A 14,952-nucleotide genomic window follows, 5' to 3' on the forward strand; every position below is an offset into this window, starting at 1 on the left:
GACTATGCTCCCTTGGCCAGGAAGGTCGAAAGATCGAGGTCGATACCCGCGGCAATCAGATCGTCCATGCATTGCGGGCGGATGCCGGTAGCGACGAATTCACCAAGGATTTCCCCGGTTTCCGATTTCCCGAGTTTGCGGAACACAAAGATGTCCTGCATCGTCACCACGTCACCTTCCTGACCTGTGATCTCGGAAATGCTGACGACGCGGCGTTTGCCGTCGGCCAGACGGGTAAGTTGCACGACAAAGTTGAGCCCCGACGAAATCTGCGCGCGAATGGCGCTGAGCGGCATGTCCAGCCCGATCATCGTAACCATCTGTTCGATCCGGCCGATGGCGTCGCGGGCCGAGTTCGCGTGCACCGTGGTCATCGAACCGTCATGGCCAGTGTTCATTGCCTGAAGCATATCGAACGCTTCGCCGCCGCGCACCTCGCCCACGATGATGCGGTCGGGGCGCATCCTTAGCGCGTTGCGCACCAGATCGCGTTGCAGAACCGCGCCGTTGCCCGACGGGTTCGGCGGACGGGTTTCCAGACGCACGACATGCTCCTGCTGCAGTCGCAGTTCCGCGGCGTCTTCGACGGTGACGATCCGTGACCGGTGGTCGATACCGGCGGAAACCGCGTTCAGCATTGTGGTCTTGCCCGAACCGGTGCCGCCCGAGATCAGGATATTCTTGCGTGCCTCGACCAGAGCCATCAGGAACTTGGCGGCGCGCTCGTCCAGCGAGCCGGTTTCGATCAGACGGTCGAGCGTCAATGGAGTTTCGGAAAATTTCCGGATCGACATGCTGGGGCCGTCGATGGCGCAGGGGCGGATGATGGCGTTGACGCGGCTGCCGTCCTCAAGACGGGCGTCTACCCAGGGGTTGCTTTCATCCACGCGGCGGCCAATGCGCGACACGATCTTGTCGATGATCCGCAACAGATGTTTTTCGTCGCGGAACCGGGTGTTGGTGCGTTCCAGCACGCCGCGGCGCTCGACGAAAACGTCGCAGTGACCGTTGACCAGAATGTCGTTGATCGTCGGATCGGCCAGCAATGGTTCGAGCGGTCCGAGACCCAGGACCTCGTCCATCAGTTCGTCCACGATCCGGCGGAAGTCATCCGAGCGAAGCGGGTTGTTTTCGGCGGCCAGAACCTCGCTGGTCAGTGCCGCCACTTCGCGGCGCAGCTCCTCTGGCGCGACCTTTTCGACGACGGAAAGGTTGAGGCGGTCCAGCAGGGCTTCGTGCAGGCGGCTTTTGAGTTCCAGAAACTTCACCAGTTCCCTTTCCTCTTCCGACTGCCTGACCACTGCAACCGGCTTGACGTCTTCGACCGGGCGAAGGTGAATGGCTTTTGCGGACGCCTGTTCGCTGTTGTTCGAAAAATACTTAAACATTTCTACTCCCCCATTCAGGCTTTTGCCGTCGCAATTGTGTTGTTTTCCATAAGATCCGCGGTGATCTGTTTTCCCATCTTCGCGATCGCCGCAGTCAGCGCCGAGCGTCCGGCAACTTTCGAAAGCGGCTGCCCGCGATCGATCGCTTCGCGTCCCGCATTTTCATCGCGCGGCAGCCAATAGCGCAGCGGACGCCCCAGAATGGCCGCGGCCTCCTTGTGATGGCTGGCGAGGACCAGCGGTTTTTTCTCGTGATTGACCACCAGGTCGATCTGAAGCGTCGCCACGTCCTCGGTGAAGAAATTGATCAGGCGCAGGCATTGCTGCACGGACGGAACCGCACTGTCGGTCACAAGGCACATCCGGTCGCTGATCTCGAGCACCGGCGATAGCCAGGGCACCAGAGCGCGCGGCAGGTCCACGACGACATAGTCGTATTTGGCGCGCAGAACTTCGAGCAGGGCGTTCACCTGATCGGGACGCAGGGAATCCACCGGGGCAAATCCGGTCGGAGCGGACAGAACGTCGACCCCGTTCGCGGCCGTCACGATGGATTGTTCAACAAAGGTTGCGTCGGGCATGGTGCCTTCGACCGCCATCTGGAACAAAGTCTCATTCGGTTGCACGTCGAGAAAGCTGCTGATGGCGCCGAATTGCAGGTCAAGATCCACCAGCGCAACACGGTTTTTCGCCACTTTCTTCATCATGCCGCGCCGGTCCAGAAGCTGGTCGGCCAAGTTGACTGCAACGGTGGTCGATCCGATCCCGCCGCGCGCCCGCGCAACCGAGATCACTTTTCCGGCGCGTCCGGCATCACCTGATCCGAACGCGGCCTTAGCATCCGCGCTCATCGCCTTGCGGATACTGCTCCGCAGTTCGTCGGCGCTGGTCGAGATCGGCAGCACGTCGGTTGCACCCGCATCGGTCAGCTTGCGGGCATCGCTGAACAGGATGCTTTCATCGCTGAGCGCGATAATCGCCGCGTGCGTACCGCCGCCCTGGCGAATGGCTCGGATCGCCTCGACATCTTCCGTTGTCGCAGTTCCGGTCCGGAATAAGATCACATCGGTCGAAGCGGCGAGTTCGGAGGCCTTGCCATTGATCTGGGGCAGGGTTGCGTTCAGGCCCGTCACTTTCAGCGAAGCGTCGGTGCCCAGAGCTTCTTGCAGGCTGGAGTGAACCAGCGGGTCGTCAGATACGACTGCAATCGTCTTACGTCTCTGTTCCATTTTACTATGCTCCTGTCTGAAATTATCCGCTGGTGCCCATGGCCAGGTCTTCGCCGGGCATGGATACGCTCATGGAGGGGAAAGTTATGGTGGCCCCGAGATCCGGTGAGGACGTGCCTCCGGCCAATGCCACCAGCCCCCCGAGCGGCGAAATGAATTCAAAAGTTTGGTTCTGCACCTCGACGGTGACGATCGGCGTGAACGGTCCGCCCAGAAAGCCGAGATCGCTGTCATAGGTATAGGAGAAGCGCAGGTTGGAAATCGAACTGCCGACCGGCATCGACCCCTGGACGATGTCCCAGATTTCGCTGGCGGTGTCGTTGGTGGCGTCGCCGGCGCAACTGATTGTTCCGACATCGGCGCAGATGTTTGCACCACTGCTGCACATCGTGCCAAAGTCGGGCGCGTTCGATCCGTTCGAGACCGGCCCGCGGCGATGCACGTTCGGCACGTCCGGGCAGGCCGGGGGGCGCACGGCGGCAATGCGTGCCGCGATATGCATGGCGCGTTCGGCGGCGGCGTAGTGCATGCTCATGCGGCCAAAATCCAGCAGGCCAAAGAAAAGCAGCAGGAAGATCGACAACACGACCGCGAACTCGACCAGAGTTGTGCCGCTTTCGTCGCGGCCCAGACGTGCCAGTTGCTTGGCGAGGCGGTATTTTCTGGCTGACTGTCTCATGCTCCGAATACCCGTGACTGGTCCGAAATGACGGTGTTGACGTTTTGCAGGTTTCCCCCGACCAGCGAAAAGACACCGGCGAACGGGAAGGTGACCGACAGGTTGGCCGAGACCTGGATGACCGGGGCGGGCGAGACGCGATAGGTGCCGGCAACGCAGTTGAGGCTCAGAGAGACCGAGTTGACGCTGATCCCCGACGGAAACGGCGAGGTTCCGTCGATGCGGTTTCTGACGATTTCCTCGGCCTTGGTGGTGTAGGTGCTGACCGCAGTGCCGCCGCTGCACATGTCCTTGGGGGCGACGCGGGCCAGATAACGGGTGGCGTCACGAACGCCCGCATTGACGTTCTGATAGGCCCACATCAGGCGGCCGCCTTCGATGATGACGGCAAACAGCACCAGCATCATCGGCATCAGGATGGCGAACTCGACCAGGGCGGTGCCGGATTCGTCGCGGCGGAACTCTGACAGTTTTTTGCTATGGAACAGACGAGACATCATGGGATCACCTGTAAAGCTGGACAACGTCGTGGAAGAGGGAACCGGCACCGGGGCTGTATTCGCTGGCGCTGCCGACGATTTCCCCATAGATGTTCACGGTGGGTGGGGTGGTTGGCTCTTCGCCAACAGGTTCCGTCAGAAAGACCTTAAAGAACTCCTGGACAGGCACGTTGGTGGCGGCGCCGTTGATTGGGTTGGCATCGCAGTCAATACCCGCAACGATGATCACCCGGCGTTCAGGATCGGTGCTTTGATTGTTCGAGCACATCGGGCGCCCAGTTTCTTCCCTGCCGATGAGGAGGGGCGAAGAGGCGCTGGGGGCTGCGTTGATCTCGGCCAGGTAGTATTCATAGCGTGTTGTGGCGCTCGGATGAGGATCGGTGCCGTCATAGTTATAATCAACATATTCCGCGCGCCCGGTGCTCCAGTTCCCGTCGCCAAACCGGCTGCAGGTACCACCGTTGAGGAGGCAAGTGTCACGAGGCAAACCTCTTGAGTCGTTCGATCCTCTTGTGTTTCCACCGATGCAGGCATTGCCGGTGTCGGAAACGATGCCCTTAATCACATTCGGCGCGGGCGGGAAGTTCGTGTTGTTCTTCTTTCCGTTCATGATCGAGCGGTAGATGTCGAAGCGCACGTTATAGATGGCGTTCTCGATCCCGTTCTTCTGACCCGGCTCGATATCGACGCCGCGCATGTTGAAGCATTGGGTGATGCTGCCCTCGGCCCCGATCAGGCAGGCATCCAGGTTCACGCCGCTCAGACCGGCACAGGGGCCTTCGTCGTCGACCAAAGTCTTGGCCGGATCGAGGAAGCCGAAATCGCCCGGCCCCCAGGCCGCGCCATTGCCGCCCGAGCGGAGCAGGATCATGTCGCCGATGTTTTCATCGGCCTTGTAGCTGGGGCTGGGCAGGCAGAACATCATCGGCGTCACATCACAGGCGTATTGGGTGAAGCCCGCGATGGCCGACCCGTTGGCCCAACCGTTCGGCAGTGCGTTCCCGGTCAGGGTGGCGAATACGGCCCCGAATGTGGCGGTGATCGTCGACGGTGTGGTTTCAACCAACACATATGCGGCTTCGGTCGCATCGGTGGTGGTCGCGGTCACGAGATCCGCGTCATCGTCGGGAAGGTCGGACAGAAATGTCAGGGTATAGTCGGTATCGCCGCTCAACTGGCGGCCACCGCTGCCGAATGTCTTGTTGTCCGAGATCATGTTTTGTGCGGCGGCCGTCGCGCGGATGATGGCGTCGGCGCCGCCATCCAGTTCTCCGGCTGCGGCCAGGGCGACATGATCGGCAAAGGATTGCAGTTCGGTCCGGGTGATCGCGGTGCGGCCGACGTCAAAGGAAAGCGCGACAATGCCGAAGAAGATGGCGAACGAAACCCCCCAGATCACCAGCATTCCGCCGTTTTCGTCAGAGGCGAGGCGTTTCATGGTGCGGGCGGGTTTCATCTTTCATCTCCTCGGCAGAGTGTCTCAGCGCAGTTCGGTCACGGTCACATCTGTGCCGCGGCGGACGACGACGGTCTTGACCGGGGCCTGTTCCGGCACCGGCGACAGTTCGCGCAGAACGTCGCTCAGACCGATGGATTCAAGCGGCTCGTCATTGGCTGCCTCCAGCGTGCGCAGTGTCAGGCTGAGCGTTCCCGCGCGTTGGGCAAGTGCCAGGCGCTGGCCTTCTTCGGGTGTGACTTCGACGGTGACGGTGCGGGCGACGCCGGGCGTGTCCTTTTGTTCATCCGCTTCCTGATCGACGCCGATGATGCGCTTGTTCTGCAGGATCGTGACGGTCTTGAGTTCCTTGTTGGAACCGTGTGTCAGCAGGATGTCAACGAAGTCCCCTGGCGTGACAAAACCGCCAACGCCGGTCTGAGCGTTAACGTTGATGGCCATCGCGCGATTGTTGGGGCTGATTGTCTGAACGATGGTGACTTTTTCACCGAAGTTCGAAACCTTGTTGGCCAGGATCAGCTCGCCCTGAGCAATCGCGCGCTTGGCGCGGCGGAATTCTCGGTTTTCGTTCGGAAGCAGGGTGTCATAGGCAGTGAAAACACCGCTCGGCAACGCTTCTTTCGGCCAGGCGATGGTAGTCAGTTTCTGGGCGTCCACGACATGGCCGAACTCGATGTCCTGAGCGGCAACGATGACGTTGACGACCTTTTCTTCTTCGACGGCCTGCCGTTTGGCATATTCATTCTCGATGTAATCGCGGGCCATGTACACCGAGCCCGCTGCAACCCCCAATCCGGCGACGAATGTCAGGAAAGAAGAGAAACGCATGGTGGTCTCCAATATTGTTGGTCGGCGCTTTTTTTGCCGTTGATCAGATGGCCCGGAGGGGGTGTTTCATTGCCGACTTGGCAGCCGTGAACTGATTGCGGTGAAACGCCCTTTTCAAATCCGTTCGAAGTCGCACTCTTTAAGAAAACTATGGATAACAAAGGCTTCTTGTGGATTTGCTCCGGGTGGTGTTGCCGCGAGACTTGCAGGGCCGCGGCAACAAAAGTGCATTTGGAAGAAATTGCCTTCCGAATAGTTACGGCGTGGTGCCGCAGGTCGGAACGGAACCATCCGCATTCGGCATACAGTTGCCCGCGGCAGTCATCGAACCCGCGACGTCACCCGCCAGAGTCGAAAGCGCGCCAGCACCCAGAACAACCGCCAAAGCGATCGCGATGCCGTATTCGACCAGAGTCGCGCCCGACTCGTCACGACGCAGACGCTTGAAGGTATTTGCGATAAAGTTTTTCATATCTTGCTCCAAATATGTGGGTCGCCCCGTTTGTTGGGGGCGATGGTGAGTTCGCAGACGATCCACCCCCTGGAAACGCTGCTGAAACCCACATTAGAGGAGCCGAAAGTGACGCTGCGTCGTTCAGGAAGGTCAAAATTTCCCCTCAAGGTTGAATCTTTTTGCGCAAAACTTTTTTGAGCACGAAATTCCGCAACGGTGCCTGTGCCGCAAGTTGCGCGCTATTTGTGTGAATTTGTGGGAATACAATGTCGGTTTCGCAGTGAAATCAGAGTCGAACGCCAAATTATCAACAATTATGCTTGCTTTTGCCCGTATTGTGTGGCTGGTTGAGCGTGTTTGTGGGGATGGCTGGGGGATACCGTGTCGAATCGCGGGGTTCATACACACCGGGAGGTCGAGTTGCTGGATGTGCTGCGCCGCCTAGGCGGCGCGGCGCGGAATTCTGACCTCGCCAAGGCTCTCGGTGTGTCCGAGGAAACCGTGCGGCGCGTGATCAAGGCGTTGTCCAAATCCGGCGCGGTGGAAAGGGTGCACGGTGGGGCCTACCTGTCGGGAACGCAGGGCGATCCCAGCTTTTTCCGCCGGATCGCGCAGCATTCCGACGAAAAGCGCCTGATCGCGTCCAGTGTCGCACGGGTCGTGCGCGACGGGATGACAGTATTTTTGGACGTCGGTTCGACCACGGCCTTCGTTGCCGAGGAACTGCGTCAGCGCAACAATCTGACTGTTGTGACCAATTCGGTGGGCGTGGCGCAGACCCTTGTTGGCGTGAACGGGTCACGGGTTCATCTGTTGGGCGGAGAAATGCAAAGCGATGAACGCGGCACTTTCGGGCATGTCGCGCATCGTCAGGCGCAGCGGTTCGCGTTCGATCTGTCGATCCTGAGCGCCGATGCCCTGTCGGCGCGCAAGGGGTTTCTGTATCTGAGCTCGGCAGAAGCGGACCTGGCATCGATCATTGTCGACAGCACCGACCGGTCGGTGGTCGCGGCCGACCATTTCAAATTTGGCGAGACCGCCCCCTATCGCGGTGCCGATCCGCGGCGGGTGGACGATCTGTTCACTGACAAGAGGCCCAAGGGCGCGCTGGCGGCAGCGCTGAAGGATTGGGGCATAGAGATAGAGATTGCGACAGGAGTTGAGGCCGGTGCTGGCGAAAGGTGATTATGCGGGACACGCGGTCGAAATCGCCGCAATTGCCGCCGAAGCGGCGCGCGGTTATTTCCGTGGCCGTCTTGGCGTTGAGTTCAAAGAAGATGAGAGTCCTGTGACGCAGGCCGACAAGGGCGTCGAATCCTGTGTCCGCGACTATCTGGGGCGGCATTTCCCCGAACATGGCATCTTTGGCGAGGAACATGGTTTCGAAGGGCAGGACCGCCGCCATATCTGGATCGTCGACCCGATCGACGGTACCCGGTCGTTTCTGTCCGGGCATCCGCTGTTCGGGTTTCTGCTGGGTCACCTTGAAGACGGAGTGCCTCAGGTTGGCGTGATCGGGATGCCCGCCCTGGGAGAGGTTTTTCTTGGCGTGAAAGGTCAGGGGGCGACACTGAATGGCGAGGTGATTCGGGTTTCCGCCTGCACCCGGCTGGATCAGGCCATTCTTTTCGTGAACGAGGGCGACAAGATTCACCGCGATCATCCGGCGGTGTTCGACAGGCTGATGAATGCGGGGCAAACCCGCCGCTTCGCCTATGATTGCTATCCTCATGCGCTTGTGGCGGCAGGGCATGTGGATGCCGTGATCGATTATGACCTGCAGCCCTACGACTATTTGCCGGTTTCGGTGGTCATCGAGGCGGCAGGCGGTATCATGACCGATTGGGAAGGCCGACCGCTGGACCTGAACTCGGACGGGCGGGTAATTTCGGCGGCGACGCCGGAACTGCATGCCGAAATGTTGGAACTTGTGCGCGGATAGACCATGGCGATCGTCAGTTTCATCATAAGCCTTGCCGGAGCGACGATGTTGCTCCTTTACGCCGTGCGCATGGTGCGCACAGGGATCGAGCGCAGCTATGGCGCCTCGTTCCAGCGGGTCATGACCGGTCAGCGCAGCTATGCCCAGGCATCGCTGGTTGGGATCGTGATGGCCATCGTGCTGCAAAGTTCCGCCGCTGTGGCACTGTTGTCTTCGGGCTTTGCCGCCAGCGGAATGCTGACCTTTCCCGCCGGGCTTGCCATCGTTCTGGGCGGGGATCTCGGCTCGGCCCTGATCATTCAGATCCTGTCGTTCAGGCTGGACTGGCTGGTACCTGTACTGCTGGCGGTCGGCGGGTATCTGTTCGTCAAGACCGAAGCCAAGAAAGCGCGGCAATTGGGGCGCATTCTGATGGGGATCGCCTTTATCCTGATTTCGCTGCGGTTCCTGCGCGAAGCGATGGACCCGATCCGCGACAGTGCCTTTTTGCCCGCGATCGCAGACTATCTGGCCCGTGACTATATCACGGCGTTTCTGGTCGGCGGGGCGCTGGCCTTTGTGATGCATTCCTCGGTGGCCGCGATCCTGATGTGCGTGACGCTGGTTCAGATCGGCGCCATTCCTTTCGCGGCCGGGTTGTCGCTGATGCTGGGCGCAAATTTCGGCTCGGCCTTCATTCCGATCTGGCTGACGCGGGGCATGGATCTGTCTGCGCGCCGCATCCCCTTTGCCAACCTGTTCCTGCGCGGCAGCTGGGCGGTGATCATCCTGTTCGCGGCCAATATCGCGCTGCGCAACGGATTGCTGGGGGATTTGCAGGGCGGTCAGATGCTGGTCAACGCTCATTTGGCCTTCAACGCATCGTTGCTGGTGTTTGCAATCCCGTTCTGTGGCCGCTTGCAGGCCCCGTTCGAGCGGCTGTTCCCCGAACCCAGGAAGGACATCGGAAAACGACCGGCCGGACGCCCGTCAAGCGCCCTGGACAAGCGCGTTATCGGTAATCCAAGCCAGGCGCTGCCCGGCCTCAAGCGCGAATTGCTTCGGATGAGCGATCTGGTGCAATCCATGTTCGAGCCGGCGCTGGAGCTTTATCGCAGCGGTGACAAGGACCAGATTCGCGCAGTGCAGGCGATCGACGAGGAGGTGAACGACTGTTTGTCGGGCATCCGGTCATATGTCGCGTCGATACCGACCGATGGGTTCGGCAAAGACAACGCCAAGATTGCGCGTGATCTGATGGAATATGCGATCCGCCTGGAGACCGCCGGGGACGTGGTGGCCAAGCGCCTGACCGTTCTGGCCGCGGAAATGCGTAAAAAGGGTGCCTCGTTCTCGCATGACGGATGGATGGAACTGGTGCAGATGCATGAAAGCATCGTGGCAAACCTGAAACTGGCCTCGAACGTGCTGATTTCCGACGATCTGGAAAGCGCCCGCCTGCTGAGCCTTGAAAAAACCGAGATCAAACGCGCCGAGCGTGACAGCCGCAAGCGTCATCTCAAGCGCCTGCAGCACGGTACCACGGAGAGTTTTGAAACCAGCGATATCCATCTGGAAACCCTGCGCGCCTTCCGCGAGTTCAACAGCCACATTGCGGCAGTGGCTTATCCGATCCTGTATCGCAACGGCCAGTTGCTTGAGACACGTCTGATCGAAGACATGCCGGAAGACGACGAGCACATCCATTCGGAGGAACGGGGATGACGGGTCCGGTCGAAATACTGAACGGGGCGGGCAGGGGCCGGGTGGTGCTGCTGTGCGAACATGCCAGCAACCGGATACCCGATGAATATGACGGGCTGGGTCTGGCCGAGCACGACAGAACCAGCCATGCAGCCTGGGATCCGGGCGCACGCGCGCTGACTCTGCAGCTGTCGCGGGCGCTGGATGCGCCGGTCGTGGCCTCGACCGTTTCGCGTCTGGTCTATGACTGCAACCGCCCGCCCGAGGCGCCAAGCGCCATGCCCGAAAAATCGGAACTGATCGAGGTTCCGGGCAATGCAGGGCTGAGCCAGCACGACAGGGACGCCCGCACCACCGCCGTGTACCACCCGTTCTGTGCGGCGGTGTCCCGGGTTCTCGATGCGCGCGGACCCGAGACGGTGGTGGTGACTGTGCATTCCTTCACACCTGTCTTTCACGGGCGGCCGCGAAAGGTGGAAATGGGGTTGCTTCATGATGTCGACAGCCGGTTGGTGGATGCGATGCTGACCTATTCGGGCCGCATCCCGCACCGCCGAACCGAACGGAACGAGCCCTATACCCCTGCCGATGGCGTCACGCATTCGCTGAAGCTGCACGCACTGAGCCGGGGATTGGCCAATGTCATGATCGAAGTGCGCAACGATCTCTTGCGCAGCGAGGAACAGGTTGCCGGCATGGCGACAGAAATACAGGCGCTGCTGGAGCCGGCGCTGAAGGACATTGCGATCAGGGAGGACGCATCGTGAGCGCAGAACTCACCTTTGAACATCTCAAGACCCAGGTTGCCGCCGGCGAGGTCGACACGGTTCTGGTCTGTCTGGTGGACATGCAGGGCCGTTTGATGGGCAAACGTTTCCATGCCGGTCATTTTATCGCCGGTGCATGGGAGGAAACCCATTGTTGCAACTACCTTTTGGCCACCGACCTGGAGATGGGCACGCCCGACGGCTATGCCTCGACCAGTTGGGAGCGGGGCTATGGCGACTATGTGATGAAGCCCGATCTGGAAACGTTGCGCCGGGTGCCGTGGCTGGAGGGCACAGTCATGGTTCTTTGCGACGTTCTGGACCATCATACCCACGAAGACGTGCCGCACAGTCCGCGCGCCATACTGAAAAAACAGGTCAGGCGGCTGAAGGACATGGGCTATGAGGCGATGACCGCGACCGAGCTGGAGTTTTTCCTGTTTGAGAAAAGCTTTGACGAGATCCGCAAGGACGGCTTTCGCAACATGAAGCCGATCTCGGGTTATAACGAGGACTATCACATCCTCCAGACCACCAAGGAAGAACACGTGATGCGCCCGATCCGCAATCATCTGTGGAATGCGGGTGTGCCGGTCGAGAACTCGAAGGGAGAGGCCGAGGCCGGGCAGGAAGAGCTGAACATCAAATATGCCCCGGCGATGGACACTGCGGCCTATCACACCATTGCCAAGAACGCGGTGAAGGAAATCGCCTGGCAGCACGGTCATGCCGCAACCTTTCTGCCGAAATGGCATCACGACAAGGTGGGCAGTTCGTCCCACGTGCACCAGTCGCTGTGGAAGGATGGCAAGCCTGCGTTTTTTGATGCGGAGGATGATCTGGGCATGTCGGCGCTGATGAAGAGTTATATGGCGGGTCTGCTGAAATATGCTGCGGATTACACCTGTTTCATGGCCCCCTACATCAACAGTTACAAGCGCTTCATGAAGGGTACCTTTGCGCCGACGCGGATCATCTGGTCGGTGGACAACCGCACGGCCGGGTTCCGTCTGTGTGGCGACGGCACCAAGGCGGTTCGGGTCGAGTGCCGGATTCCGGGATCGGACATGAACCCCTATCTGGCAATGGCGGGGATGCTGGCGGCGGGGATCGCCGGGATCGAGGAAGAGTTGGAATTACAGCCGCCGACGAAAGGCGACGTCTATCAGGGCGACACAGGCATGATCCCCGGAACGCTGAGGGATGCGCGGGATGCGCTGCATGGTTCGGCCATGCTGCGGGCGGCCATGGGCGATGAGGTGGTCGATCACTATGTGCGTGCGGCGGAGGTCGAGATCGAGGAGTTCGAGCGTGTGGTGACCGATTGGGAAGTGGCCCGCGGGTTCGAGCGGGCGTGAGGATGGGCAAGGCTGGGGGCTCTGCCCCCCAGACCCCCGGGATAATTTTGGCCAGATGAAGCAGGTGATCCTGCTTCCTTTCGGAAATGGAGTGAAAATGGGGCAGATGTTGCAATGTGTCTCGCCGATCGATGGATCGGTTTATGCTGAGCGGGAGGTTCTGTCGCGGGAGGCGGCGTTTGAGGTTGTGGCGCGTGCGCGCACGGCACAGGCGCAATGGGCCGCGCGGCCGTTGCAGGAGCGCATCGATCTGGTGATGGCGGGTGTTGCCGCAGTAGGCGCGATGAATGACGAGATCGTGCCAGAACTGGCGCATATGATGGGCCGCCCCGTTCGCTATGGTGGCGAGTTCGGCGGCTTCAACGAGCGCGCCAGCCATATGGCGGAGATCGCGGCAGCGTCTCTGGCTGATATTGCGGTGGGCGAGGATGCGACCTTCAAACGCTATATCAAGCGCATCCCGCACGGCGTGGTGTTTGTGGTGGCGCCCTGGAACTACCCCTACATGACGGCGATCAACACGGTGGCGCCGGCGCTGATCGCGGGCAATACGGTGATCCTGAAACACGCCACCCAGACCCTGCTGGTGGGTGAGCGCATGGCGCAGGCCTTCCATTCGGCGGGCGTGCCTGCGGACGTGTTCCAGAACGTATTTCTGAGCCATGACGTGACCAATGATCTGATCGCGGGCAATGCGTTTGATTTCGTAAACTTTACCGGCAGTGTCGGGGGCGGTCAGGCGATGGAGCGCGCGGCGGCGGGCACATTTACCGGGGTTGGTACCGAGCTGGGCGGCAAGGATCCGGGCTATGTCATGGAAGATGCTGATCTGGATGCGGCCGTCGATACGCTGATCGACGGCGCGATGTTCAACTCGGGTCAGTGCTGCTGCGGGATCGAACGGATTTATGTACATGAACGTCTATATGACGATTTTGTCGCCAAGGCGGTTGAGGTCGTGAAGGGTTATAGGCTGGGCAATCCGCTGGACAGTGGCACCACGATTGGCCCGATGGCCAATGTGCGCTTTGCCGATGAGGTGCGGGCGCAGATTGCCGAGGCTGTGGCCGATGGCGCGGTAGCCCATATCGAGACCTTCGCTGAGGATGATGGCGGCGCCTATCTGACGCCGCAGATTCTTACAGGTGTCACTCATGACATGCGGGTGATGCGGGATGAGAGCTTTGGCCCCGTGGTCGGCATCATGAAAGTGTCCTCGGACGAGGAAGCCATCCGGCTGATGAATGACAGCCAGTTTGGCCTGACCGCGAGCCTCTGGACGCGCGATGTGGGCCGGGCGGCACGGGTCGGAGATCAGATCGAAACCGGCACCGTGTTTATGAACCGCGCCGATTATCTGGACCCGGGCCTGTGCTGGACCGGCTGCAAGAACACCGGTCGCGGCGGCGGCTTGTCCGTCATCGGCTACCACAACCTGACCCGTCCGAAATCCTACCATCTGAAAAAGGTGACATCATGAGCCTTCAGGGAAACTGGTCCTATCCGACCGCGATCAAATTCGGCGCAGGCCGTATCAAGGAACTGCCCGAGGCCTGCGCGGCGGCAGGGATGAAGAAACCGCTGCTGGTCACGGACAAGGGGCTGGCCGATTTGCCGATCACCATGGCGACGCTGGATATCATGGAGGCCGCCGGTCTGGGCCGGGGCTTGTTTGCGGATGTGGACCCGAACCCGAATGAGAAAAACCTTGATGCGGGTGTCGCGGCCTACAAGGCCGGGGGCCATGACGGGGTGATCGCTTTTGGCGGCGGCTCGGGACTGGATCTGGGCAAGATGGTGGCCTTCATGGCCGGTCAGACGCGGCCCGTGTGGGATTTCGAGGATATCGGCGACTGGTGGACCCGCGCCGATGCCGACGCCATCGCACCGATCATCGCGGTGCCGACGACCGCCGGGACCGGCTCGGAAGTGGGCCGCGCCAGCGTCATCACCAATTCCGAAACGCACGCCAAGAAGATCATCTTCCACCCCAAGGTGCTGCCTACAGTGGTGATCTGCGACCCCGAACTGACCGTGGGCATGCCCAGGTTCATCACCGCGGGCACGGGTCTCGATGCCTTTGCCCATTGCGTCGAGGCATTCTCCAGCCCGCATTACCACCCGATGAGCCAAGGGATTGCCTTGGAGGGGATGCGTCTGGTCAAAGATTACCTGCCGCGTGCCTATGCGGACGGAACTGACATCGAAGCTCGCGCCCAGATGATGAGCGCCGCCGCAATGGGCGCCACAGCCTTTATGAAGGGGCTTGGTGCGATCCACGCGATGAGCCATCCGATCGGGGCACATTTCAACACCCACCACGGAACCACCAACGCCGTCTGTATGCCTGCGGTTCTGGAATTCAACGCGCCTGCCATCGCCGATCGTTTCGAGGTGGCAGCGGCCTATCTGGGCATCGGCGGCGGGTTCGACGGCTTCCGGGCTTTCGTGCAGGAGTTCAATGACTCCTTGGGCATTCCGCGCAAACTGTCCGATCTGGGCGTCACCGAAGTGTCGATCACCGAGCTGGTCAAAGGCGCGATCGTCGATCCGTCCTGTGGCGGCAACCCGATCGAATTGACCGAAAACAACCTTACCGAACTGTTCAAGGCGACCCTTTGAATTGGCAGGCGGACACAGGCCGGGCCTGCGCGGCATTCGCGCCGGC

14 protein-coding genes are annotated in these 14,952 nt (G+C 60.5%); 7 read left to right on the plus strand and 7 right to left on the minus strand.

The genetic code is table 11. From position 1 onward, the window contains the following. Positions 1 to 2: 2 nt before the first annotated feature. The 7 genes from ACR0AO_RS03300 to ACR0AO_RS03330 form a co-directional block, all read right to left on the minus strand. Positions 3 to 1,388: a TadA family conjugal transfer-associated ATPase gene (locus ACR0AO_RS03300; RefSeq protein WP_480599859.1), complete on the minus strand. Its 1,386-nt coding sequence runs from the start codon at positions 1,386 to 1,388 to the stop codon at positions 3 to 5. A gap of 14 nt (positions 1,389 to 1,402) precedes the next feature. Next, positions 1,403 to 2,617 (minus strand): AAA family ATPase, encoded by a 1,215-nt coding sequence (locus ACR0AO_RS03305; protein WP_480599863.1) that lies wholly within the window; start codon positions 2,615 to 2,617, stop codon positions 1,403 to 1,405. A 22-nt stretch (positions 2,618 to 2,639) separates the two neighbouring features. Next, positions 2,640 to 3,296 (minus strand): TadE/TadG family type IV pilus assembly protein, encoded by a 657-nt coding sequence (locus tag ACR0AO_RS03310; protein ID WP_480599867.1) that lies wholly within the window; start codon positions 3,294 to 3,296, stop codon positions 2,640 to 2,642. Beyond that, on the minus strand, positions 3,293 to 3,793 hold the full coding sequence (locus tag ACR0AO_RS03315; RefSeq protein WP_480599872.1) for a TadE/TadG family type IV pilus assembly protein: 501 nt from the start codon (positions 3,791 to 3,793) through the stop codon (positions 3,293 to 3,295). Before ACR0AO_RS03315 ends, ACR0AO_RS03310 begins: the two co-directional genes overlap by 4 nt. A gap of 7 nt (positions 3,794 to 3,800) precedes the next feature. After that, positions 3,801 to 5,252 carry a pilus assembly protein TadG-related protein gene (locus tag ACR0AO_RS03320; RefSeq protein ID WP_480599874.1) on the minus strand — a complete coding sequence of 484 codons (1,452 nt, stop codon included), beginning with the start codon at positions 5,250 to 5,252 and terminating at the stop codon, positions 3,801 to 3,803. A gap of 24 nt (positions 5,253 to 5,276) precedes the next feature. Next, positions 5,277 to 6,080, minus strand: a complete 804-nt coding sequence (cpaB, locus tag ACR0AO_RS03325; protein WP_480599876.1) for a Flp pilus assembly protein CpaB — start codon at positions 6,078 to 6,080, stop codon at positions 5,277 to 5,279. A 256-nt stretch (positions 6,081 to 6,336) separates the two neighbouring features. After that, positions 6,337 to 6,552 (minus strand): Flp family type IVb pilin, encoded by a 216-nt coding sequence (locus tag ACR0AO_RS03330; RefSeq protein ID WP_480599878.1) that lies wholly within the window; start codon positions 6,550 to 6,552, stop codon positions 6,337 to 6,339. Between the two features lie 363 nt (positions 6,553 to 6,915). Between ACR0AO_RS03330 and ACR0AO_RS03335 the strand changes: the two genes are divergently transcribed. The 7 genes from ACR0AO_RS03335 (at position 6,916) to ACR0AO_RS03365 (ending at position 14,906) form a co-directional block, all read left to right on the plus strand. Next, positions 6,916 to 7,719: a DeoR/GlpR family DNA-binding transcription regulator gene (locus tag ACR0AO_RS03335; protein WP_480599880.1), complete on the plus strand. Its 804-nt coding sequence runs from the start codon at positions 6,916 to 6,918 to the stop codon at positions 7,717 to 7,719. After that, the gene (locus ACR0AO_RS03340) at positions 7,703 to 8,476 is read left to right on the plus strand and encodes an inositol monophosphatase family protein (RefSeq protein WP_480599881.1); all 774 of its coding nucleotides are present in this window, start codon (positions 7,703 to 7,705) and stop codon (positions 8,474 to 8,476) included. Before ACR0AO_RS03335 ends, ACR0AO_RS03340 begins: the two co-directional genes overlap by 17 nt. Before the next feature lie 3 nt (positions 8,477 to 8,479). Beyond that, the gene (locus ACR0AO_RS03345; protein WP_480599883.1) at positions 8,480 to 10,180 is read left to right on the plus strand and encodes a Na/Pi cotransporter family protein; all 1,701 of its coding nucleotides are present in this window, start codon (positions 8,480 to 8,482) and stop codon (positions 10,178 to 10,180) included. Next, positions 10,177 to 10,926: an N-formylglutamate amidohydrolase gene (locus ACR0AO_RS03350; RefSeq protein WP_480599885.1), complete on the plus strand. Its 750-nt coding sequence runs from the start codon at positions 10,177 to 10,179 to the stop codon at positions 10,924 to 10,926. Before ACR0AO_RS03345 ends, ACR0AO_RS03350 begins: the two co-directional genes overlap by 4 nt. Before the next feature lie 80 nt (positions 10,927 to 11,006). Beyond that, complete coding sequence (locus ACR0AO_RS03355) at positions 11,007 to 12,284, plus strand: glutamine synthetase family protein (protein WP_480600838.1); 1,278 nt, start codon at positions 11,007 to 11,009, stop codon at positions 12,282 to 12,284. A 97-nt stretch (positions 12,285 to 12,381) separates the two neighbouring features. Further along, positions 12,382 to 13,764: an aldehyde dehydrogenase family protein gene (locus ACR0AO_RS03360; RefSeq protein ID WP_480600841.1), complete on the plus strand. Its 1,383-nt coding sequence runs from the start codon at positions 12,382 to 12,384 to the stop codon at positions 13,762 to 13,764. Next, entirely contained in the window at positions 13,761 to 14,906 is a 1,146-nt protein-coding gene (locus ACR0AO_RS03365) for an iron-containing alcohol dehydrogenase (RefSeq protein ID WP_480599887.1), read from the plus strand. Before ACR0AO_RS03360 ends, ACR0AO_RS03365 begins: the two co-directional genes overlap by 4 nt. Positions 14,907 to 14,952: the final 46 nt, after the last annotated feature.

This window comes from Ruegeria sp. AF8 (genome assembly GCF_056541825.1).